At 71.4% G+C, this 23,356-nt stretch carries 9 protein-coding genes and 3 pseudogenes; 8 read left to right on the top strand and 4 right to left on the bottom strand.

The window, feature by feature from the left end; translation table 11 throughout:
* Window positions 1-994, top strand: a 994-nt coding sequence (locus tag APZ21_RS19690) for an EamA family transporter (protein ID WP_054814790.1), incomplete at its 5' end; no start/stop codon positions are given.
* Window positions 995-1,058: 64 nt separating this feature from the next.
* Here APZ21_RS19690 and APZ21_RS19685 read toward each other — a convergent pair.
* On the bottom strand, window positions 1,059-2,624 hold the full coding sequence (locus APZ21_RS19685) for a class I adenylate-forming enzyme family protein (RefSeq protein ID WP_054814789.1): 1,566 nt from the start codon (window positions 2,622-2,624) through the stop codon (window positions 1,059-1,061).
* Between the two features lie 380 nt (window positions 2,625-3,004).
* On the opposite strand from APZ21_RS19685, the gene APZ21_RS19680 reads away from it, so the two are divergent.
* The 4 genes and pseudogenes from APZ21_RS19680 to APZ21_RS35685 all read left to right on the top strand — a co-directional run bounded on the left by APZ21_RS19680 (window position 3,005) and on the right by APZ21_RS35685 (window position 6,151).
* Window positions 3,005-4,294 (top strand): 3-deoxy-7-phosphoheptulonate synthase, encoded by a 1,290-nt coding sequence (locus APZ21_RS19680; protein WP_239476721.1) that lies wholly within the window; start codon window positions 3,005-3,007, stop codon window positions 4,292-4,294.
* A complete protein-coding gene (locus APZ21_RS19675; protein WP_054814788.1) occupies window positions 4,291-4,992 on the top strand; it encodes an SDR family NAD(P)-dependent oxidoreductase in 702 nt (233 codons plus the stop codon). The genes APZ21_RS19680 and APZ21_RS19675 overlap by 4 nt, the downstream gene beginning before the upstream one ends.
* A 228-nt stretch (window positions 4,993-5,220) precedes the next feature.
* A pseudogene (locus APZ21_RS19670) lies at window positions 5,221-5,490 on the top strand (SDR family oxidoreductase); the annotation flags it as partial.
* Window positions 5,468-6,151: a class I SAM-dependent methyltransferase gene (locus APZ21_RS35685; RefSeq protein WP_054814787.1), complete on the top strand. Its 684-nt coding sequence runs from the start codon at window positions 5,468-5,470 to the stop codon at window positions 6,149-6,151. The pseudogene APZ21_RS19670 and the gene APZ21_RS35685, both read left to right, overlap by 23 nt.
* Here the strand turns inward: APZ21_RS35685 and APZ21_RS36395 are convergent.
* The 3 genes and pseudogenes from APZ21_RS36395 to APZ21_RS19650 form a co-directional block, all read right to left on the bottom strand.
* Window positions 6,144-6,683, bottom strand: a pseudogene (locus tag APZ21_RS36395) (nitroreductase/quinone reductase family protein); the annotation flags it as partial. The gene APZ21_RS35685 and the pseudogene APZ21_RS36395 sit on opposite strands and share 8 nt — an antisense overlap.
* A 250-nt stretch (window positions 6,684-6,933) precedes the next feature.
* Window positions 6,934-7,491, bottom strand: a complete 558-nt coding sequence (locus APZ21_RS19655) for a TetR/AcrR family transcriptional regulator (protein WP_054814785.1) — start codon at window positions 7,489-7,491, stop codon at window positions 6,934-6,936.
* A gap of 18 nt (window positions 7,492-7,509) precedes the next feature.
* Entirely contained in the window at window positions 7,510-7,692 is a 183-nt protein-coding gene (locus APZ21_RS19650) for a hypothetical protein (protein WP_156371202.1), read from the bottom strand.
* 512 nt (window positions 7,693-8,204) lie between these two features.
* Between APZ21_RS19650 and APZ21_RS19645 the strand changes: the two genes are divergently transcribed.
* The 3 genes and pseudogenes from APZ21_RS19645 to APZ21_RS36390 form a co-directional block, all read left to right on the top strand.
* Window positions 8,205-17,153 carry a non-ribosomal peptide synthetase gene (locus APZ21_RS19645; protein WP_239476719.1) on the top strand — a complete coding sequence of 2,983 codons (8,949 nt, stop codon included), beginning with the start codon at window positions 8,205-8,207 and terminating at the stop codon, window positions 17,151-17,153.
* The gene (locus APZ21_RS19640; RefSeq protein WP_162240361.1) at window positions 17,150-22,630 is read left to right on the top strand and encodes a non-ribosomal peptide synthetase; all 5,481 of its coding nucleotides are present in this window, start codon (window positions 17,150-17,152) and stop codon (window positions 22,628-22,630) included. The genes APZ21_RS19645 and APZ21_RS19640 overlap by 4 nt, the downstream gene beginning before the upstream one ends.
* Window positions 22,627-22,971: pseudogene (locus APZ21_RS36390) on the top strand (saccharopine dehydrogenase NADP-binding domain-containing protein); the annotation flags it as partial. The gene APZ21_RS19640 and the pseudogene APZ21_RS36390, both read left to right, overlap by 4 nt.
* Between the last annotated feature and the right edge of the window lie 385 nt (window positions 22,972-23,356).

Genomic DNA, 23,356 nt, shown 5'->3' with positions numbered 1-23,356 from the left:
CGAGCCGGAACCCGCGGGCGACGCGCCGCACGACGCCGGGCGCGTCGCCACGACCGGCGGACACCGGGACAGGGCGGCACTGCGGCTCGGGCTGTGCCTCGCCGTGGTCTCGGCGTTCTCGTTCGGCGTGTCCGGCCCGTTCGCCAAGGCGCTGCTGGATCTGGGCTGGACACCCGCCTCGGCGGTGCTGGCGCGACTCAGCGGCGCCGCGATCGTCCTGTTCGTGATCGTCGCCGCCACCGAACGCGGCGCGTGGCGGATGATCCGGGGCGATCTCGCGTCGATCGTCCTGTGCGGCGTCCTGGCGATCGCGGGCGTGCAGGTCTGCTACTTCAGCGCGGTGCAGTACATGCCGGTGAGCGTGGCGCTGCTGCTCGAATACCTCGCCCCGGTGCTCGTCGTCGCGTGGGTCTGGCTGGTCCGACGCAGGCCCCCTTCGGCGAAGGCGCTGGTGGGCGGCACGATCGCGCTGGTCGGTCTCGGCCTGGTCGTCGATGTCTTCTCCGGCGCCGAGCCCGCGTGGGCCGGGTTGCTCTGGGGCTTGGGGTCGGCGGTGTGCCAGGCGTGCTATTTCCTGGTGGCCGACCGCGCGGACAACCGGTCGAGCCCGGTCGTCTTCGCCGCGGCGAGCATGGTCGTCGGCGCGGCGACCGTCGGTCTGCTCGGAACCGTCGGCGTGCTGTCCCTGGCGTTCCCGATCGGGGCGACGGCATCGATCGCCGGCGTCGGCGTGCATTGGCTGTTTCCGGTTCTCACCCTCGTGCTCGTGTCCGGGGTGAGCGCGTATCTGACCGGGTTCATGGCGATCTCGCGGCTCGGCGCCACCCGCGGTTCGCTGATCGCGCTGTCGGAGGTGGTCTTCGCCGCGCTGGCGGCATGGCTGCTGCTCTTCCAGGCGCCGACCCCGTGGCAGATCGTCGGCGGGGTGCTGATCCTCGTCGGGATCACGCTGTCGCGCGACCCCGGCCGCGACGATGCCGAGCCTGCGCCGTGACCTCGCCCGAACGAGGTCGGCGGTTCGCGCGGCCGCACCCGCGTGCGGCCGCGCGGCCGCCGGTTCAGGCCCCGGCCTCTTCCAGCAACTGGCGGGCGAGTTCAAGTCGCTTGATTTTCTTGGTCGCCGTCTGCGGGAGTTCGGACAGCGTCCGCTGCACCGGGCGATGCATCGCGGGCAATGCCGCCGTCGCGGTCGTCCACGCGGCCATATCGAGCGGTTCGTCGTCGCGCGTGCACACCACCGGCTGCGCCATACCGGCGGCGCCGGGCACGATGATCAATTCGGTGACCCGGTCCATGCGGGCCAGAATGGCATCCTCGGCCGTCAGCGTGCTGCCGAACCCTTCGATAACGTCGACCTCGCGGTCGAGCAAATGCAGGCAACCCCATTTGGTCCGATAACCGACATCACCCATGCGCCACCATTCACCGTCCACCATCCTGTCGTAGCGCTCCTGTTCGCCGAGATACGTCACGGCACGCCCATCGCTGCGAACCTCGATATATCCGGGTGAGTCCTTCGTCGGCGGTTCTCCGTTTCGGCCGACCACCCGGAAATCTGTCATGCCCGGAAAAGGAATGCCGACACAACGGCCGTCGGAATCCTTCGACCGCCGTTTCGAGAAGGCGCGGGCGACGATCGGTCCGGTCTCGCTCTGCCCATACAACTGCGCGAAGACCGGGAACCTGCGGCGCGAGGAGCGCAACAGCCGATCGATCGTCCTCGGGTGGATCGCGTCGAATGTGCTGCTGAAGTATTTGACGCTTGCCAGAGGTTCGCGCGGATCGTCGGCCAGCGGCTCCCACGCCATGAACGAATTCGGGTGGGCCTCGATGATGCCGGGCCGGAACGTGCCGAACAGCTCGGCGACCTTGTCCGGGTCCGGGTCGACGAGCACGATCACGGGGAATCCGCGCATCAACGCCAGCGTCAACGCGCTGTACATCCGCGAGTGGACGAACGAGACGTGCACGGCAACGGTCTCCCGCGTGCGAACCAGGCCGACGCCGACGGCCTGCGGCCGGTAGCGCGCCTGGAGGCTCCGGCGGGTGTGCACGGTCAGCTTCGGGATTCCTGTCGTGCCGGATGTGTGCGTGACCAGCGCGGGATGGTCCGGCGTCGTGACCGCGGGCGCCACCGTCGGCGCGCCGTCCCAGGCCCGCAGTGATGTGCCGGAACTGTGCTCGCCGCAGGCGAGCAGCACGGTGCGGGTCCACCGCGCGATCGAGTCGGGCAGTTCGTCGTCCAGCTTCGTCCGGTCGGTGATCAGGTGCGGGCGCTCGCAGCGGCGGACGAGTTCTGCCGCGGACTCCCCGTCGAGGAACGGGGACAGCAGCACCGGGACCGCGCCGATCCGCGTCACCGCGCAGGCGAGCAGCACGATGTCGAATCCGTTGCTCTTGTAGATCACCACGCGTTCGCCCTGCTCGACACCGGCGGCCCGCAGCCGCGATGCCAGGTCGGCCACCAGCTCCTTCAGTTCGGCCACCGTGAATCGACTACCCCGCTCGGGGGCGATATCGAGCACGTGATCGAGGATCACCACGTTCATGGGGTGCCGTGCCGCGGCTCGGTCGAACAACTCCCCCAGCCGCATACCTTTGTTGCCGAGACGCTGCAAGATCATGGCGAGAAACTCCTTGCGCTTGTGTGGACAACTCGACGAATACGAGTATTCAATGGCTTCGGATAGATCGACTCCCGACGCTATGAGGCCGAAATACTCACGTCGAGCGCCGTATTCGCACTTTGTCAACTCCAGCGGGAACCTGACATTGTCTCCGCGACTCCATTCCGCCGCGTGCCCGCACGCCTACTGTGGTAGGCAAATCGCCGAAATGAACTGTCGCACCGGGCAAACCGCCGCGAGATGAACAGACCGCACCGTCGGTATCGTCGGCCGGGATTCGTAGACGGCGGCGAGCACATTTCCGACAACAGCGGGGTCGGGTGCGGAAAATTTCCGCCGACGGCAATGGATTATTTCTCGAACGGAGAGGCGAATCGTTGAGTCCCGAAATCTATACCGCAGCCGGGCTGCCGGAGTGGGCAGCCGAGTTCTTCACGACGCCGCGCGCGACGGGCGGCACCCGGTCGGCGACCGAGCCGGGTGCCGCGCCGGTTGCCCGCCAGCAACCCGTATGGGCCGATACCGAACAGCTGCGGCGGGTGCGCGCCATGCTCGCGGAGCAACCGGGTCTGGTGACCGAGGCCGAGGTGCGCGCGCTGCGCACCGAACTGGCCGGGGTCGCGACCGGGCGGGCACAGGTGATCCAGGCGGGCGACTGCGCCGAGGATCCCGACCGGTACGGCCACGCCGACGTCGCCCGCAAGGTCGCCATGCTGCACCGGCTGGCGACTCGAACCGAGGACGCCTGCGGCAGGCCCGTGCTGCGGGTCGGGCGGATCGCCGGGCAGTTCGCCAAACCGCGCTCGAAGCCGACCGAACTGGTGGACGGCGCGGAGATTCCGGTCTATCGCGGCCATATGGTGAACGGCCCCGAGCCGACGGCCGAGGCCCGCACGGCCGATCCGCTGCGGCTCGCCGCGGGGTACATGGCCGCCGACGCGATCGTCGGCGCTCTCGGGTGGCGGGGCGCGACCCCGCCCGCCGACCCGGTGTGGACCAGCCACGAGGCGTTGCTGCTCGACTACGAACTGCCCCTGGTCCGGCCGACCGCCGACGGCCGGTGGATGTCGGCCTCTACGCACTGGCCCTGGGTGGGGGAACGCACCCGCCAGGTCGACGGCGCCCACGTGTCGATGCTGGCCCGGCTGATCAACCCGGTCGCGGTCAAGATCGGCCCGACCGTCGAAGCCGACGAACTGCGGGCGCTGTGCGAGCGGCTCGACCCCCGGCGCGAGCCCGGCCGCCTGACGTTGATCATCCGCATGGGCGCCCGGTTGGTGGCCGAGCGGCTGCCCGCCCTGGTCCGGGCGGTGCGGGCCGAGGGGCACCCCGTCATCTGGCTGGCCGACCCGATGCACGGCAACACCGTCGTGGCGCCGCGCGGGACCAAGACCCGGTTCCTGCGCGACATGCGCCGCGAGCTGTCCGAGTTCAGGGTGGTCCTCGGCGCGGCAGGCGAGTTCCCCGGCGGCGTCCACCTGGAGGCGACCCCGGACACCGTCGCCGAGTGCGTCCGCGACGAGTCCGAAATCGACCGCGCCGGTGCGATCTACACCAGCCTCTGCGATCCGCGGCTCACCGTCGAGCAGGCGCTCGAGGTGCTGGCGGTGTGGTGCGGCGACGATTCCGAGCCCGCCCGCGACCGCGACGCGGTGACGTTGCCGTGAGCGGCGAACAGCACGGTGTCGCGCTGGTGACGGGCGCGGCGGGCGGCATCGGATCCGCGGTCGTCCGGGCGCTGGCCGAGCGCGGCGCGCGGGTGGCCGCGGTGGACCGGGCGGGCGATCAATTGCGTTCCGCCACAGCGTCGCTGGCTGCCGACGGGTTCGCCGTCGAGCCCTTCGTCGTCGACGTGACGCGCGAGGACGAGGTGTGGGCGGCCGTCGCGGAGGTGGAACGCGCGCTCGGCCCGGTGGACCGGCTGGTGAACACCGCGGGCGTGCTGCACGTGGCCGACGTGTGCGATACCAGCGCGACGGCGTGGAACGAGATGTTGGCCGTCAACGCGACCGGGGTCTTCACCGTGACCCGGGCCGTCGTCCGGCGCATGATTCCCCGCCGCCGCGGCGCCATCGTGACCGTCGCGTCCAACGCCGCCGCGGTGCCGCGGTCGCGCATGGCGGGCTACGCCGCGTCGAAGGCGGCAGCGACGATGTTCACCAAATCCCTCGGCGGTTCCAGCGCTCGCGGATCGCGCCGCGCGTCCACACCGGTACACCATCGTCATGCGTCGGACCTCGATGTGCGCGTCCGTGTCGAATTCGGCCGCGCCGATACGCTGCATTCCGCCGATGACGCCTCGGGAGGACATTTCCCGCTCCGGACAAGCATCGGATCTGTGGCTACCCGTACTGGACGATCCTGACCGCGCCGAGACGCGCGGCCAGGATCGAAATCCTTTCAGTGGATAGTGCGCTCAGGGCCGCGTGATGGTGTTGGTGTCGAGGATGGGTTGTCCGAGTATCTCTCGCGCCTGGTCGCGGCCGGAGCGCACCACCTCCGGCGGGCGCCCCACACCGCGCTTCTGGTCCGAGCTGCGCGCGCGCCTCACACTCCTGGATAGTTCGCGCGGATCTGGTTGTAGGACGGAGAACTCGAGGTGGCGCGCTTCGGGATTCGCTGCAACACGGTCGCGCCGGGGTCCACCGACACCGAGATGCTGCGGTCGATGTGGACCGACGACACGGGGCCGTCGCGCACCGTGCGGGGGGACCCCGATGCCTTCCGGCTCGGGATCCCGCTCGGGAAACTCGCCTGCCCCGAGGATGTGGCCGACGCGGTGGTGTTCCTGCTCTCCGACCGGGCCGAGCACATCACCCTGCACGACCTCACCGTAGACGGTGGCGCCGCACTCGGCGCCTGAGGAGAAGATCACCGATGAACCAGTTGACCTCGATCCGGGAGCGGTGCTCGACGTGGGAGCCGGAAGCGGATTGTCCACCGTCACACTCGTCGACGCCCTCCCCGGCGTCGCGATCCACGCGGTCGAGCCGTCGGCGGCCATGCGGGCGGCCCTGGTTTCGCGGATTCTGGCGCATGCGGACGCCGCCGACAGGGTGACCGTGCACGCCGAGCCGGTGGAGGAGATCGACCTGCCCGACCGGCTCGGGGCGGTGGCCATGATGGGGGTGATCGGCTACCTCGACCCCGATGTCCGCCCCCGCACCGCGCAGGATCTGGCCGAGGCGGCGGGAGCGCACCCGGATGCGACGTTCCGGCTGATGCGGGCCGCGGTCGGCGTCGGACTCGCCTCCTACGACGACCTCTCGCACCGGTTCGAGACCACCGCGCTGCTCGACCGGCTGCGCGCCGACGCGCCGAACTCGCTGCGCAACCTGGCGATCGTCCGGAGCGCGCCCGGCCACGGTTGCTGCGGCAATACAGGGCACCGCCCTGGAAACCCTGGACGAAGCCGTCCGACAGCTTCGTCGACACGGTGGTCGGGTAGCCGAGCGGGCCGTTCTCCCAGTCCAGTTCGGCGAACTTCGCGAACAGACCCATCGGGATCGCGTACGCGCCGGTGAACGGATGCCAATAGACATAGCCGAACTCGAATCGTGCGAACCGCCCCACCTCGTCGCGGGTGGACACCTCAGCCACGGTGGTTCGTGTGCCCAGCCAAGGGTTGGCGGCCGCGGCGGTGTCGATGGCGGGCAGGGGCGGCGGCGGCACGATCACCTCCGGGGCGAATCCGTACTTCCGCGCGTCGGCCACCGCCAACCAGGCGGCGATCCGGATATCGTCCGATCGTCCGCCACCGATCCCACAGCCGAGCCCGCTCCTCACCCTCGGCGGCCCGCCCGCGCACCGGGCGCGCGCGCCGCCGCCGCGCACCTCGGCCGTGGCGTCGGGATGGGTCATGAGGTTGAGCCACCACGCGGGCTGACCCTCGGCCCACCCGTTCATCGCGAGGGTGACCAGGTTCGACCCGTCCTCGAAATAGCCGAGCAACACGGTGCGGGCGCGTCCGGTGCGCCGCCCGGTGACGGTGAGCCGCATTGTCCCCCAGTGGGTGTCGTCCTTCGGCGGCCAGAGGCCGACTCGGCCGCCCGTCACCCGGTAGACGGTTCGGTGGATGTACCAGACGCCGACGACGACCCATCGGGGCGGGAGCCAGGGCTTGCGACGGGATTCACTCGCCACGACACGACTTCTTCCTACTCGGCCGGATCGGTCTCGCCGTCCGTACTGTGTGCTCGGTCGACACCATCGTGCGCACACCGCCCGGCGTTGTCGAGGCACGACGAGCGACACGCCGCGTATTGCCGCGCCGCGGCCGAGCCCCGGAGGATGGGCCGTACCGGACTCACCGGTGGACCAGCGCGCGGGCCATGCCCAAGTAGCGGTCGGCCAATTCGTCCGAGCGGATCGGTTTTTCGTGGTTCAGCCACCACACGATGGTCTCGGTGAGCATGCCGCCGAGAACCGCGCGTACCAGGTCGTCGCCGAGGTGCGCGGGCCGTTGGTCCGGCACTCGGCAGGCGCGCAGGACACGGGTGGTGAACGACGGGCATCCGCGCGGTCCGAGCAGAGCGCGGAACACCCGATCGTGCGCGGCGATGTGGTCGAACAGCCGCCGCAACCGCTCCTCGGCCGCCGATCGCGGCAGTGCCGCTTCCAGCGGCCGGACAGCCTCGTCGAATATCTGCTCCACCAGGTGGTTCTTGTCCCGGTAGTGCCGGTAGAACGCGGTGCGCGTGATACCGGCGCGCTCACTGATCTCGCCAACGGTGACCGCCTCGAACCCACGCTCTTCGACCAGCTCTGCCAGCGCCGCGCGAAGCGCCGCGCGGGTGCGGCGGCCGCGCCGGTTCTCCTGATCGGGAGATATCGTCGCCTCCTCGTCGTTGTTCGCCGCGGTCACGGGCGGCCGACGCCGCGGTCACGGCAGCTCGGGACGAAGCACTCCGATGACGGGACCGACCTGTTCGCAGGTCATTCCGTTGGCCCTGGCCTCGCGGGCCAGGACTTCGATGCCGATCGTCTGCCAGACGTGGTCGGTGCTGAAGTCGCGGACGACCGCGTCACCTGAAACTTCCGCCCACGAGACGATGATGTCGATCATCACTGCGCAGTGGGTCAGCCAGATCGCGCGAACGCTCGCCGAGCTGCGCATTCCCGACCTGCTGCACGAAAACCGGTCCAAGGGCGCGGGCACAAACCGGAAAAGAAGATCACTCGACAGGGCGACAATTCCGTGCAGATCATGATCGACACCGCCTCGGTAACTCAATTATCAACAATGACCGTTCACTTAACGTCCGATACATGGATAGCCATACTTGACTTCGGAGAGTCCACGGTCGAACCCACTTCGCCGAGCAGCGCAGAGGGCCACGGCAGGAACATCAAGGTGTACGCCCTCTCGCTGACACCTGTCTCCTATCACAAAGCTCTGGAATGTAACTAGGCGTCACAATCAGCAAAATCGCCTTTTCGCTCGACTTCTCCATTTATGCTTGGATTCGTCAGTAACTTATGACCCTCAGGTCGGTCCAGCCGACCACTCGCGCGCAATGTAGGCGCCACTCGGCCGCCCGTGTGCACGCGGGTTCGCAGGCCGTATATGGAGACCAATTGAGCACCACCTCCGCCCCGATATCCGAGCGATCGGTCGCACTGTCGGTCCACTCCGTGTTCGCCGACCACGCCCGACGGCAGCCCCGGGAGCTCGCGGTGCGCACGCGCACCGGCGCCGGTGGCGACGACTACACGTATTTCGCTCTGGCAGAGCGTATTACGTCACTGAGGACGGCAACGTTCGGCGACCTCGCCGTGGGGGCGCGGGTCGTGATGGCCCTACCGGCCTGCGTCGACTACATCGCCGGATTCCTGGCCGCGCTCAGCGTCGGCGCTGTACCGGTGCCGATCTACCTCCCCTCCGAACGCGACCCGCGAAAGTACCTCGCCCGTGCCGAGCACGTGCTGCGCGACTGCGCGCCCGACGCCGTCTACACCACGGCCGCCCTCGCGGGCAGCATCTCCGAAAACACTGCCCTGGAGGGTATTTCGGTCCTGACACCGGACGACCGCCGCGCCGTGCGCCCCCGAGCCTACGAGGCCGAACCCGACACCGTCGCGTTCCTCCAGTACTCGTCGGGATCGACCGGCGACCCCAAGGGCGTGGTGAACACCCACGCCTCGGTCCTGCGCCAGGTCGAGGCGCTCGGGATGGTTTGGAACTCGCCGGACCCCATCCACACCGTCAGCTGGCTGCCGCTCTACCACGACATGGGCATGTTCTGGGGCGTGCTGTCGCCGCTGCTGAGCGGTGGCAGCGTGACGCTGATTCCACCGCACGACTTCGTGCGCGACCCGGGACTGTGGCTGCGCACGGTGTCCGAGGTCAGGGGAAATTGGATCGGCGCACCGGATTTCGGCTACGCGCGAGCGATCGCGGCCTTCGAACGGGACCAGGTCGGGACACTCGACCTGAGCTGTGTTCGCGTCGCCACCAACGGCGCCGAACCCGTGCGCGCCGACACCGTGCGTGGCTTCACCGACCACTTCGCCGCGGCAGGATTTCGGCCGGAGGCCATGACACCCCAGTACGGCCTGGCCGAAGCGGGGCTGGCGGTCAGCGGGTCCGTCCCGCGCCGACGATGGCGACAGCACCGTTTCGACGCCGCCGAACTCGCCAGGGGACGCGCCGTGCGCGCCCGCCCGAACGACACCGCCCGCACCCTGGTGAGCTGCGGCGACTCCACGCTCGGCTGGGACGTGCGGATCGTGGACCCGGTGGGTCTCGAGGTGCTCGCCGACGGGCTGATCGGCGAGATATGGGTGGCCGGAACCGGCCTACCGCGCGGGTACTGGGGACGGGGGCGGGCCACCGACGAGACCTTCCGCGCCCGCACCCGCGACGGTGCGGGGCCGTTCCTGCGCACCGGCGACGCCGGTTTTCGGCACGACGGCGAGCTGTATGTCTGCGGGCGGTACCGGGACCTGATCATCGTCGGCGGCACGAACCACTTCCCGCAGGATCTCGAGGCGACCGCCGAGAGCGCGGGCGTCGCGCCGGGCCGGGCGTGCGCCGTGCAACCGGACCCGGACGACCCCGGATGGGTCATCGTCGTCGAAACGGACACGGCGCCGGACCGTCTCGATGAGGCGGGCCGAATTCTGTACCGCCGCATCCTCGACGAGCACGACATCGCACCCGACCGCGTGCTGTGGGTCCCGCCTCGGACGCTGCCCTCGACGACCTCCGGCAAGATCCGGCGTCGCGAGGTCGGCGAACAAGTCGTGCGCGGTTCCCTTCCGGTCGTCCGGGAGGTGTCGAACGCGCCGGAATCGCCGCCCGAGAATCCTTGTGCGGTAACGCTTTATCTCGCCAAGCTGCTCGGCCTGCGCCCGGCCGACATCGGCGAGGACACCGATCTGGTCGGCCTCGGCATGACCTCCACCATGACCGCGGCGTTCGAGTCGTGGGCCCGTTCCCGAGGCGCGCGACCCCGTTTCGCCACCCTCTACGCCGCGCCGACACTGCGCGCGTGGCGGGCGGCGGCGCATCCGAGCGGCGCCGCGCCGACGGCGACCGGCGAGGCGGGACCGCTGCTGGCGACGACGCCGTTGCAGCGGGCGTACTGGGTGGGACGCGATCCGAGCCAGCCGCTCGGCGGCGTGGGATGTCAGGCCTACTTCGAGCTGGTCTCGCCCGCGCTCGACACCGAACGGCTGCGCGCGGCGGTCTCCGCGTGCGCGCGCCGACATCCGATGCTGCGCGCGCGCTTTCCCACCGCCGAGACCTGTGTCATCCAGCCGGAGCCCACCCGCGACGCGGTGCCGGTCCATCACCCCGAGGATCCGGGCGCGCACCTGCGCGCGGTACGCGAGCGGCTGCGCGAACAGCGGTTCGACCCCGTGGCCGGGGACTGCCTGCGCGTCGAGGTCACCGTGGCGCCGCACCGCACGATCGTGCACGTCGCGATCGACCTGATCATCTCCGACGTGACCGGAATCGGCGTTCTCATCCGGGATCTGGCCGCGCTGTACCGCGGCGAGGAGCTGCCGTCGATCCGTTTCATCGGCCCCGACCCCGCGACCGCGGCGGCACCCGCCGACGAGGCGCGCCCGGCCGGACCGCCGCAGCTGCCCCGGATCACCGAAACTCGCGTCGAATACCGCCGATTCAGCCGGTCGGTCCCGCAGGCGACGCTGCGCCGACTCGACGAGGCGGGCCGCGCCGCGGGCGTGACCCGGGCGGTGATCCTGCTGACGTGTTTCGACATGGTCCTGCGACGGTGGTCCACCGACCCCGACTTCGTCATCACCGTCACCACGTCGGAGCGGTCGCCGCGCACGGCGGATGTGGTCGGCGACTTCACCGCGCCGCGGCTGCATCGCAGCGTGATCGCGGCGGCGGACACCTGGATCGGCCAGATGCGGCGAACACGGTCCGCGTTCCGGTCCGAGCTCGACGGGCCGGACGCGGTCACCGCACCGCGCGCCCGGACCGCGGGCCACGACCGTGCCGTCCTGTCGTCGGTCGTGTTCACCTACGCGGCGGACCGCCCGATCATCGGCGAACGGGAAACGGCCGTGCTCGGCCGCGTCGAGGAGCTCAGCTCGCGTACCCCGCAGGTGCTCATCGACAACCAGTGCTGCGCCATCGGCGGCGAGGTGATCATCTCGTGGGATTTCCGTTCCGCTTGTTTCCCGCCGGGGGTCGTGGCGGACATGTTCGACGCCTACGCGGGCCTGATCGACCATCTCGCGGAGTCGCCGTGGGACGGCGTCGCGGCGGTCGACCTCCCGGAGCGGTCGCGGCGCGCGCGCGAACTGCGCAACGCCACCGACACCGAATCGCCCGAAGGGTCGCTGTACGACTCCTTCCGCGAGTGCGCGGCGACCGCGCCGGACCGCGTCGCCCTGCGGTGGGCCGCCGACGAATACGACCGCCCGCCGATTCCGGCGGCTTCCGCACACCCCGACCGCCTCACCTACGGCGAACTCGATCGACTCGCCCGACGGCTCGCCCGCGCCCTCCGCGCCGACCACGAGCCCGGGTCGATCATCGGAATCCGGCTGCCCAAGGGGCCCGCGCAGGTGGTCGCGGTACTCGGCACGCTCATGGCGGGGTGTGTCTACCTGCCGGTCTCGGTGGACCAGCCGCCCGCGCGCTTCGACACGATCCGCCGTCGGTCCGGCATGCGGGGGCTGATTCACGACGGCGAATTCGACTTCCCCGCGGGCGAACTCGTGGAACACCGGATCGCGGAGGCGCTGCGGTGCGAACCGTGCGAGCCGGTTCCCGTCGATCCCGCCCGCCCCGCGTACATCGTCTACACCTCGGGCTCGACCGGCGAGCCCAAAGGCGTGGTCGTCTCCCACGCCGCGGCCCGCAACACCGTGACCGATATCAACCGCCGCAACGGAATCGACCACACCGACTCCCTGCTGGCACTGTCGGCGCTCGACTTCGATCTCAGCGTCTACGACATCTTCGGTCCGCTCGGCCGCGGCGCCGCCGTCGTCACCATCGCGGAGCGCTCGCGCCGGGACGCGTTCCGGTGGCGGGACCTGCTGCACATCTTCGACATCACCGTGTGGAACTCGGTGCCCGCGCTGATGGAGATGCTGCTCATCACCGCCGCCGACGGACCGCACCGCTTCCCGGGGCTTCGTCACATCCTGTTGTCCGGCGACTGGATACCGCTGGACCTGCCCGCGCGGGTGCGGATGTGCGCACCCGACGCCCGGGTGGTGGCGATGGGCGGCGCGACCGAGGCGTCGATCTGGTCCAACGAGTTCGTCGTGACCGACGTCGATCTCGCCTGGGCTTCCATTCCCTACGGTGTCCCGCTCGCCAATCAGAGATACCGGGTCGTCGACGCCGACGGGCGCGATTGCCCCGACCATGTCGCCGGTGAACTGTGGATCGGCGGCGCGGGAGTCGCGTCCGGCTATCACAACGACCCCGAACTCACCGCCGCGCGATTCCGCGTCGACGAGGACGGTGTGCGCTGGTACCGGACCGGGGACCTCGGCTGCTACCGGCCCGACGGCGTACTCATCTTCCTGGGGCGGATGGACGCGCAGGTGAAGATTCGCGGACACCGGGTCGAATGCGGCGAGGTGGAACATGTGCTGCGCGGATGTCCCGGCGTCGAGAACGCCGTCGTCGTGCCGGTGCGCGGGCACTCGGCGCTGGGTTGCCTGCTGGTGGGGTCCGGTCTCGATCCGGTCGAAATCGACCGGGTGCGCGCGTATCTCGCCGATCGGCTGCCCGCATACCTGCGGCCGACGACCTATCTGCCGGTCACCGCGATACCGCACAGCGCCAACGGCAAGGTCGATCGCACGGCCGCCCGCGAACTCCTCGACGCGGCGTCCGAGGACGGGCGCGGCGGCGCGCTGTCCGCCGCGCAGGCGGAGGTGGCCCGGGCGTGGACGATGGTGCTCGGCCCGCGGGCGCTGGCGCCGGAGTCGAGATTCCTCGCCCACGGCGGGGACAGCCTGCGGGCGACCGAGGTATGCCGCGTGCTGTCGGAGCGCGGCGTGCGCGGCGCGGACGTGGAGACGCTGCTGTCGGACTCCACACTGGCCGACTTCGCCGCGCACTGCGTGCTGTGCGAGGGCCCGACGCCCGGCGCCGACGACCGGGAACCGGCGGCCGACCCGTTCTCGCCGTTCCCGCTGACCCGGCTGCAACAGGGCTACGTGCTCGGCAGCTCCGGCCTGCGCGGCGTGCTGCGCGCGCCGACCGCGCTCGTCGTCGTCCTCGCCGCGGCCGAGGACCGCGCGATCGACACGATGCGGCTGCACGCGGTGCTCACGGCGTGTGTGGCCGAATTCGACATCCTCCGGTGCCGCCTCGACAGCGATGTGACCCAGTCGATCGCCCCCGCTGAGGCGGTCGGCGTAACCGTCCTCGCAGGCATCGACGACGACCCCGACGCGCTGCTGGCCCGCCTCGCGGGCGTCGACCCGTCGCCGCACGAGCCGTGCGCCCTGCGGTGCTACGCCGCCGCTCCGCGGCCCCGCAATGTCGCGCTGCTGATCAACTACCTCGCCCTGGACGCGCGCAGCGTCACCGCCGTGCTCGACGCGATCCGCGCCGACTACGACGGCACGGCCCGCGCGCTGTCCGTCGACGCGGGCGCCGAGGTCTTCCGGCGTTACGCGACCACCCCGGACGACACGGTCGACGGCGCCGAGCCCGACGCACCGCCACCGCCGCTGCCCGCGACGGTGTCCGGGCCCGTGACGGGGCGGTTCACCCGGCGCGGTTTCACGCTCGACGAAGCCGAGTACGCGGCGCTGCACTCGGCGGCGGCGGACGCGGGTGCCACACCGACGGCGCTCATCCTGGAGGCGTTCACGCACGCGCTGCACCGCCACGGCGCCGGAGACCGGTTCGCGGTGTCGATACCGCACGCGCACCGACCGGACTACGCGCCGCGCGATCGCGAAGTGCTCGGCAATTTCACCCGGCTGTCGCTGTGCGTCGCCGACTACCGCACCCACCGTCCCGGCTCGCCGGAAGCCATCGCCGACATCCACCGCCGACTGCGCGCCATCGTCGCCACCGGAGACGACGCCACCGCGCGCATCGCGCGGACCACGACCCGCGACCGGCAGCCGGGCTATCCGGTGGTCTTCACCAGCACACTCGGCCTCGACCGCCCCGAGCGCGCGTCCCTGCGGACCGTGCGGACGCTGACCAGGACACCCGGTGTCGCCCTCGACTGCCAGATCGAACGCCGCGACGGCGGAGTCGCGCTCAGTTGGGACACCGCCGACGACGCGCCGTGGCCCCACGACCTCGTCCCCGCGCTCGCGGACTTCGAGCGCGCGGTGCGCGCCCACGTCGACGCCGAGTCCGCGATCCCGGCCGACCGCGGGGACGGCGGCGACGCGCCGCCGCCGGTGATCATCGCCGCGGCGCTGCGACAGCTGTCACGCGCGGACGCACGGCCGGTCCTCGACCGGTACCCGGCCGTGGTCCGCGGGTGGCGGGCGGTTCACCGGCCCGACGAGCGCGCCGACGCCGCGGCGGACGCCGCCGGGCGGCTGCTCGCCGACATCGTCACCGGGGCGAGGTCCGCGCGGGCACTGCTCGCCCACCCGCTGATCTCGCCGGAAGCGCTGCTGCTCCGCGACCCCGATGTCGACGCCGCGCTCACCGCACTGGCCGAACGGGTCTTCGCGCACGCGCGAACCCGCGCGCGCAGGCTGCGCATCGCCGAGTTGGGATCGCGCACCGGGCTCTGCGCGGCGCGGCTGCACGCCGACCTGTGGCCGGTGGTCGAGGAGTACGCCGCCGTCGAGCCGGAACCCGTGCTGCGCGCCATCGCCGCCGACCGGGCCACGGCGGGTGTCCGCGGGCTGTCCGCAGAGGAACTGCCGGACTGCGCGCCGTTCGACGTGGTGCTGTGCTGCGGATCGCTGCACCGGCTCGCCGACCCGGCCGCCCTGCTGCGCGCGGTGCCGATGCGGGCCGACGGCTGGTTGTGGCTGGTGGAGCATCACCGCTTCACCGACGCCTCGCTGATCAGCGCCGCGGTGCTCGATCCGGGACTGCTCGACGCCGCGCCGCAGGAGCCGACCCACTGGTGGCGGTTGCTGGCGGACGCCGGCCTGCGGCCGACGACCCTGCGGCTCGCGGGTGCGGGCGCGACCATCCTCGCCCTCGCGGGCCGCACCGACGCCGAGCCCGCGATCGCGCGCCCCTGCTCGCCGCCGCGCGTCGACCGGGGCCCGGCGGCACACGACGCCACCGCCGTACTGACCTCGCTGTGGCGGCGGCATCTCGGGGTCGCCGCCGGGCCCGACGACGACTTCTTCCTCCTCGGCGGCGACAGTCTCACGGCGACCAGGATCTACACCGACCTGCGCGACGCCGGTTACGCGGACGTCGAGATGGTCGACCTGTTCAACTACCCGGTCCTGCGGCACTTGGCCGAACGTCTCGGCTCCCGGCGCGGCGCGCCCGATCGCGCGCCCGCCGAATCCGCGCCCGTCGCGGTCGCCCCGACCGCCTATCCCCCGACCACCTATCCGCTGACTCCCATCCAGCGCGCGTACGCCAACGGGCGACGTCGCGGCTATCTGCTGTCCGGCGTCGCGGCGCACTGCTACGTCGAATTCGCCGCCACAGACCTGGATTCCACCCGATTCCGCACGGCGGTCACCGATCTCGTCCGCCGCCATCCCGGTCTGCGCACCACCGTCCGCGACGATGTCGCGACCGAACACGCGGATCCGATCGAGCCGACGGTCCGCGTACTCGACGACGTCCGCGGCGCGATGCGTGACCAGGTCATCGACCTGACCTCCCGATCCGGCTTCGACGTCGGCGTGCAATTCCTCGACCCGGAGCGGGGACGAGCGCTGATCGGTATCGGCATGGACAATCTGCTGCTGGACGGAGCGAGCATGATGACCGCGCTCGCCGAACTGGACCACCTCTACCGCGGCCTGCCCGCGGGGGACCTTCCGCCGCTGCCCCGCACCTTCGCCGACCATGTCCACCGGCGACGCGTGCGGGCCGCCGCGACGAAGGCCACGGAACCGACTGCGGCACAGTGCTATTGGCTGAGCAGGATCGACACGCTACCGCCCGCCCCGCCCCTGGCCGCCGCGGCCGTCCTCGTGGCCGTCGAGCGGCCGCACTTCGAACGCGCGACCGCGACGATCGCGTCATCGGACTGGAAGGACCTCTCGTCGCGATGCCGCGTCGAGGGCGTCACGCCCTCCGCGCTGCTCATGGCGTGCTACGCGCACATCCTCGCCGAGTGGTCGGGCGAACGCCGGTTCTGCCTGAATGTCACACTCTTCGACCGGGATTCCGATATCGCGGGCATCGAGCGCGTCATCGGAGACTTCACCTCGCTGATCCTGCTCGAATGCCACGTCGAACCGACACGGCCGGTGTGGGATTCGGCACGCGCACTGCAACGGCAGCTGCTGGCCGACCTGCCGCACCGGGAGGCCGACGCCGTGTGGCTGCAACGCGAATTGCTCGCGCGCCGCGGCGACCCGCACGCCGCGATGTTCCCCGTCGTCTTCACCGGCGGGCTCGGCTTGGGCGACCTCGACGCCGCTGCGGGCCTGAGTTTCGGAAACCTGGTGTACGGAATCTCCCAGACCCCGCAGACCGTTCTGGACTTCCAGGTGTGGGAGGACGGCGGTGCACTGCGACTGACCTGGGATTTCGTGACGCAGGCGATCGCGCCGTCGGCGGCCGAGCGCCACCTCGGGCAGCTGACATCCCTGCTGGCCGCGCAGCGGACCGATTCCGCGACCGCCGAAACGGTGATCGCGCGACGGATCGCGGAGATATGCGCCGCGGCGCTGCACCGGCCGTCACTCGACGAGGGCGAGAACTTCTTCCGCGTCGGCGGCGACTCGGTCACCGCGACCGCGGTCATCGAACGAATCCACCGCGAGATCACCCCGGTCGCCACCCTGCGCCTGCTGCTCGCGCACCCGGTCGTCGCCGACTTCGCCGCCGCACTCTCGCGGGCGATGTCGACCGAGGCCGACACCACCGAGAACGATGTCGAGGAGGGCTCGTTGTGAATCCCGCGGAACTGGTCGAACACCTGCGCCGGTCGGGCGTCGAACTCTGGATCGACGGTGCGAGTCTGCGCTTCGCCGCACCGCGCGGCGCACTGGACGAACACCACAAGGCGGCGCTGCTGGACAAGAAGGCCGAGGTGATGGCCGTCCTGGCGGCCGAGGACGCCCCCGTCACCGAGCCGGAGCATCGCGCGGATCCCTTCCCGCTCACCGCGGTTCAGGCGTCCTATCTGGTCGGGCGCACCGACGCGTTCCGGTGGGGCGGGGTCGGATGCCACGGCTACGCCGAATTCGAGGTGTGCGAGAGCCCCTCGGCCCGCCTGTCCGCCGACGACTTCCGTCGCGCCTGGCGTTGTGTGCTCGAATGTCATGACATGCTGCGCTGCGTCGTGCACCCCGACGGATACCAGCGCGTCGAACTCGGCCTCGGCACCACCGAGACACCCACCGGACTCCGCGTCCTCCGCGCCGACGAGATCGGCGCGGTCCGTGCGGAACTGGCCGCCGACCTCGCCCACCGGGGATACCGGCCGGGCGCCGGGCCGATGTTCGACCTGGTGGTCACCATCGGACCCGACGACACCGTCGTGCACTTCTCGATCGATCTCATGATCGCCGACTTCGTGAGCATCGCGCTCGTCGTGCGGGACTTCCAGCGTTGTCTGGCCGATCCCGCGATCCGGTTGCCGCGCGAGGAATTCGGCTTCCGCGACTATCTGCTCACCCTGACCCGCGCCGACCGGACCGCGCGGGGACGGCGCAGACTCGAGCGCGACCGTCGTTACTGGCGGTCGCGGATGGCCGACATGCCCGCGCCGCTCCAACTTCCGCTGTCGCCGCGAGCCGACACCGGCCCGGTGCGCTTCAGCCGTCGGACGACGCACCTGCCCGCCGCGGGCTGGGCGGTGTTCACCGAGCGGGCGGCCGAACACGCCCTGACGCCCACCGCCGCGCTGATCGCCGCGTTCGCGCGGGTGCTCGGCCGCTACGGCGACAGCGATCGCTTCACCCTCACGCTCACGACCATGAACCGACGCCGGGTCGTCGACGCCGTCGACACGCTGGTCGGCGACTTCACCGGCACCAGTGTCCTCGCCGTCGACGTCGGCGGCGCCGACCCGTTCGCGGCGCTCGCCCATCGCGTCGCGACCCAGATGTTCGACGATATGGACCACGCCTACGCGGGCGGCGTCGAGGTGCTCGGCCTGCTCGCCGAGCGCGACGACGGCGCGCGCGGCGGGCAGTCGCCGGTGGTGTTCACCTCGTCGGTCGGCCTCGTCCGCACCCGCGACGACATCGCCGACCGGCCGACACTGCGGCCGGTCAGCGGCCGCGGTCTCAGCCAGACGCCGCAGGTGCTGCTGGATTGTCAGGTCAGCGAGGTCGACGGGGGTATCGACGTCAACTGGGACAGTCGTGACGGCGCCGTACCCGCGACCGTGCTCGACCGCGCCTTCGCCGACTACACCGCGGCATTGCGCACGCTGTCGACCGAACCCGCTGCCTGGGGCCGGGTGTTGCTGCCACGGACGCCGCCCGCCCCGACGGCGCTCCGGCCGCGGCCGACGGGCCCGGAAGGGTTGCTGCACAACGGGTTCCTCGAGTCGGCGGCCCGCACCCCCGATGCCGTCGCCGTCGGCGACCGCCGCGCCGGACACACCTTCGCCGAATTGCGCGGGGCGGCGAGCCGGGTCGCGACCGAACTGCGCCGAAGCGGAGTCGGCCGCAACGACCGCGTCGCGATACGCCTTCCCGCGGGCCCGGCGCAGGTCGCCGCGCTCCTCGCGACCGTCATGGCGGGCGCGGCGTACGTACCGATCGACACCGACTGGCCGCGAGCGAGGACCGCGCGAATACTGGACCTGGTCCGTCCGTCCGCGTGCGTCGACGAGGACGGACCCATCGCTCGCCTGCTCACGACACCCGGGGCGTGGACGCCGCTGTCGACGGTCGAGGACGACTTCCGCGACGGCGACCCCGCCGACCCGGCCTACATCATGTTCACCTCCGGCACCACCGGCGAGCCCAAGGGCGTGATCATGACCCACGAGGCGGTCGTCAACACCATCGATGACATCAACCACCGATGCGGCATCACCGGCGACGACGCCGTCCTCGCGGTCTCCCGACACACCTTCGACCTGTCGGTCTACAACATCTTCGGGCTGTTGGCGGCGGGCGGGCGCATCGTGTTCCCGCGCGACGGCGCGCGCTCGGACCCGCGAGCCTGGCTGGATGCCATCGAATCCGACGGCGTCACCGTGTGGAATTCGGTCCCCGCCCAACTGCGGGTGCTGCTCGACCACTGCCGCGTCGACGCGCGCCGCCGGGCGCTGACCGGACTGCGCCGAATACTCCTGTCCGGGGACTGGATTCCGGTCACCCAGCCCGCCGAGATCGCGACCGCCGCGCCGCACGCCCTCGCGTGGAGTCTCGGCGGGGCGACCGAGGCGGCGATCTGGTCCATCCACCACCGTCTCGAGGCGCGGACCTACCGCGGCAGCGTCCCCTACGGCACCGCGCTGCGTGACCAGAGCGCGCGGGTGCTGACCCACCGCGACGAACCGGCGGCCCCCTGGCAGATCGGCGAAATCCACATCGGGGGAAGGGGACTGGCCGTGGGATACCTCTGCGACGACAGCCGCACCGCCGCGTCGTTCCCCACCATAGGGACCGAACGCCTCTACCGCACGGGCGATTTCGGACGCACCGACGAGACGGGCGTCATCGAGCTGATCGGCCGTCGTGACCGGCGGGTCAAGATCCACGGGCACCGCATCGAATTGGGGGACGTGGAGAGCGCTTTCGAGCAGTGCCCGCAGGTCGCCGCCGCGGTCGCGTGCGTGCTGGGCGAGCGCGAGCACCCGGTCCTCGCGGTCGGGGTCACCGCGGCTGTCGCCGACGCCGAGGAGCTGCGGCGGCGGACCGCGACCGCCGCGGCCGTCCGCGCGGCCGCCGAATCCGCCCACCGGTCGGCCACCGCGGACCTGCGACCCGACGCGCTCGCGGATTTCGCCGAGGCGGCCGACACCGCCGCCGTGCACGCGATGGGCGCGGCACTGGCCGCCGCCGCCCTGCCGCCCGGGCAACCGCGCTCCTTCGACGAGGTCGCCGCCGGTCCGGATGTCGCCACGGCGCACAGACCGCTGCTGCGCCGCTGGATCGCCTTGCTGACCGACCGCGGCCTGATCACCCGCTCCGGCGAAAAGCTCACGCTCACAGCGAACTACAGCCTGGAGCAGGCGGCGGCGGAGTGGGCGGCCGTCCGCCGCTCGGCCCGCGCCATCGACTACGGCGACGAGCTCATGGCCTACGTCGGCCACTGCGTCGCCGACCTGCCCCGACTGCTCGCCGGCCGGGCCGACCCCCTCGCCCTGCTGTTCCCCGAAGCCGGCCTGCGCACCGCGGTCGCCGCCTATCGCGAGAACCTGATCAGCCGCTACCTGCACGCGGTACTCGCCGCGCAGGTGCGGGAATTCGGCCACGGCTTCGACAGCCACCGGCGCCTGCGCGTCCTGGAGGTCGGAGCGGGGGTGGGCGGGACCACCGAGTGCCTGCTCGCCGCGTCCGACCCGCATGCCCTGCGCTACACGTTCACCGATGTCTCCACCTTCTTCCTGAACCGGGCGCGCGAGAGTTTCGGCGCGCCCGGCCATCTGGACTACGCCCTGTTCGACCTCAACCGCGATCCGGTCGAGCAGGGCCTCGCCGAAGCCTCCTTCGACCTGGTCGTGTGCGCCAACGTGCTGCACAACGCGCACGACATCGAACAGTGCCTGTCCCGCCTCGCCCGCGTGCTGGCCCCGGGCGGCGCACTCGCGCTGATCGACTCCACCCGCGTCAATCCGGCGCTGATGATCTCGATGGAGTTCAAGGACGGGCTGCACCATTACACCGATCTGCGCTCGGAGACCGAGTCACCCTTCCTCACCGGCGCGCAGTGGCATCGGATGCTGGCTCGGTCGGCTTTCGGCGACGTAGCGGCGTACCCGCCCGCCGGGCATGTCCTCGAACAGTTCGGCCAACACCTGTTCTGGTGCTTCACCGCCGCGCCCGCGACCGACATCCGGCCGGACGATCTCCTGACCCGGGTGCGCGAGCTGCTGCCCGCGCCGATGGTTCCGCGACACGTGCGGACCCTGTCGGCACTTCCGTTGAGCGACAACGGGAAAGTGGACCGGCAGCGAGTCCGCCTCGCCCTCGGGCCCGCCGTCGCCGACCGCGCCGAAAACCGCGCGCCCGGCGCGGCGGCCGAACTCGACGGCATCCGGGCTCGCATCGCCGCGATCTGGGCCGACGTTCTCGGACTCGCCGATCCGAGCACGCTCACCACGCGGTCGGACTTCTTCGAACTCGGCGGCGACTCGCTGCTGCTGGCGCAGTCGATCGGCAGGATCCGCCGCGACCTGCCCGAAGCGGCCGATTCCGCCTGGGACGAACTGCTGCGCGCGATGGTCGGCGATCCCACCCTGGCGGGAGCCGAACGCGCCGTCCTCGGTACCGCCGCCGCCGACGCGCCGCCCGCGTCCGTCCCCCGGTCACCGCTCGTGCGCCTCGGCGCGCCCGCCGCGCCGCCGTCCGGCGCACCGCGACCGATCGCGGTCCTCGTCCACGACGGGAGCGGCGGGCTGGCGCCCTACGACGAGCTGGTCCGCGCACTCGCGCGGCATCCCGCGATCCCTGACCTGTACGGGCTGCGCAGAGTTCCCGACGACGGGTACACCCGCATCCCGCCGGAGGAACTGTTCACGACGCTCGCCGCCCGTTACGCCAGGGCGATCGTCGAACTCGGGCCCGAGCGGGTACATCTGGTCGGATACTGCATGGGCGGGCTGCTCGCCGTCGAAATCGCGCGCTGTCTGGCGGAATCGGGGATCACGGCGGGTGAGGTCACCGTCGTCAGCGCGTACCGGGTGCCCGTCGAAATCGAGGACGAGGACGTACTCGACTACTGTTTCGCCCAGATCATGGGCGTGCGCGCCGCCGATGTCGGCATGCCCGTCGAGGACGCGGTCTTCACCGAGGCGTTCGCCGCGGCGCGCGCCGCCCATGCCGCGCTCATTCCCGCCGCGGCGCTGCGCGCGGGCAGTCCGGCACTGGGTGCGGCGCTGTCGAACGGACCAGAACCCGGCCGCGCGCGCATGGCCCGGCTCGCGCGGTCGGGAGCGCTGGGCGCGCACTGGACGACCGAAGCACTCGTCGAATTGCGCGCGATCTTCACCCACAGCCTGCGCGCCGTAGCCAGGTACCCGGGCGAGCCGACCTTCACCGATGTCCGATTCCTCCGGCAGCGCGGCGACGTCCACTTCCTGCCGACGCTGAAAGAGGACATGACCGAATTCTGGCGGGCGTCCTGCCTCGGCGACCTGGTCATCGATGACATCGACGGCAACCACTTCGACTGTCTCACCGGGCCCAACGCCGACGCGGTGGCGCGCGGGCTGGCCGCCCGGTGGCAGGACCCGGCGCCGCGATGAGGACGCGGGTGCTGCTGCTCGGCGCGACCGGCGCGGTCGGCCGAGCGTGTCTGCGGCTGCTGGCCGCCGATCCGCGCGTCGTCGTCACCGTCGCGGGTCGCCGCGCCGTCGGCGGCCACCCGCCGCCCGCCGCGGACCACACGCTGGACCTGGCCGCCATCGCCAGCGACGGGGTCCGCCTGCTGGCGCTGGCCAAGGACGCCGACGTCGTCGTCAACTGCGCGGGTCCCTCCCACGCCTACAGTCGATCGGTGGCGACGGTGGTGATGCTGTGCGGCGCCGCCTATGTCGACCCCGGCCTGGACCGGGCCACGATGGAGCAGCTGCGCAGGCGGATGCCCGGCGACGGCGTCGCCGTCGTGCAGACCGGTGTGCAACCCGGCGTCTCGGGTCTGGCGCTGCGCATGCTCGCCGAACAGCTGGGCGGCACCGCCGACCGGATGACGGCCTGGTGCGGCGGATTGCAGCCGCTGACCCCGGCGGCGGTCGCCGAATACCTCAACGATCTCGGCGGCCGCGGCGCGTCGACGCTACTGCGGCACGGCGTGCGGGCGCCGGTGTCGCCCGCACGGGTCAGCCCGCCGCCCCCGGGGGTCTTCCCGGACTCCGCCCGCGGACACGCGCACCTCGACGACGAGGTCGCCGAGGTCGCCTCGCACCTCGGCGTCCCGGATGTCGAATGGGTCAACGTCACCGACGCGGTCCGCACCGAGCACGCGATCCGGC

The sequence above is a fragment of the Nocardia arizonensis genome, from assembly GCF_001310275.1.
Lineage (GTDB): Bacteria > Actinomycetota > Actinomycetes > Mycobacteriales > Mycobacteriaceae > Nocardia > Nocardia arizonensis.
This window is presented reverse-complemented; position numbering and strand designations above follow the sequence as displayed.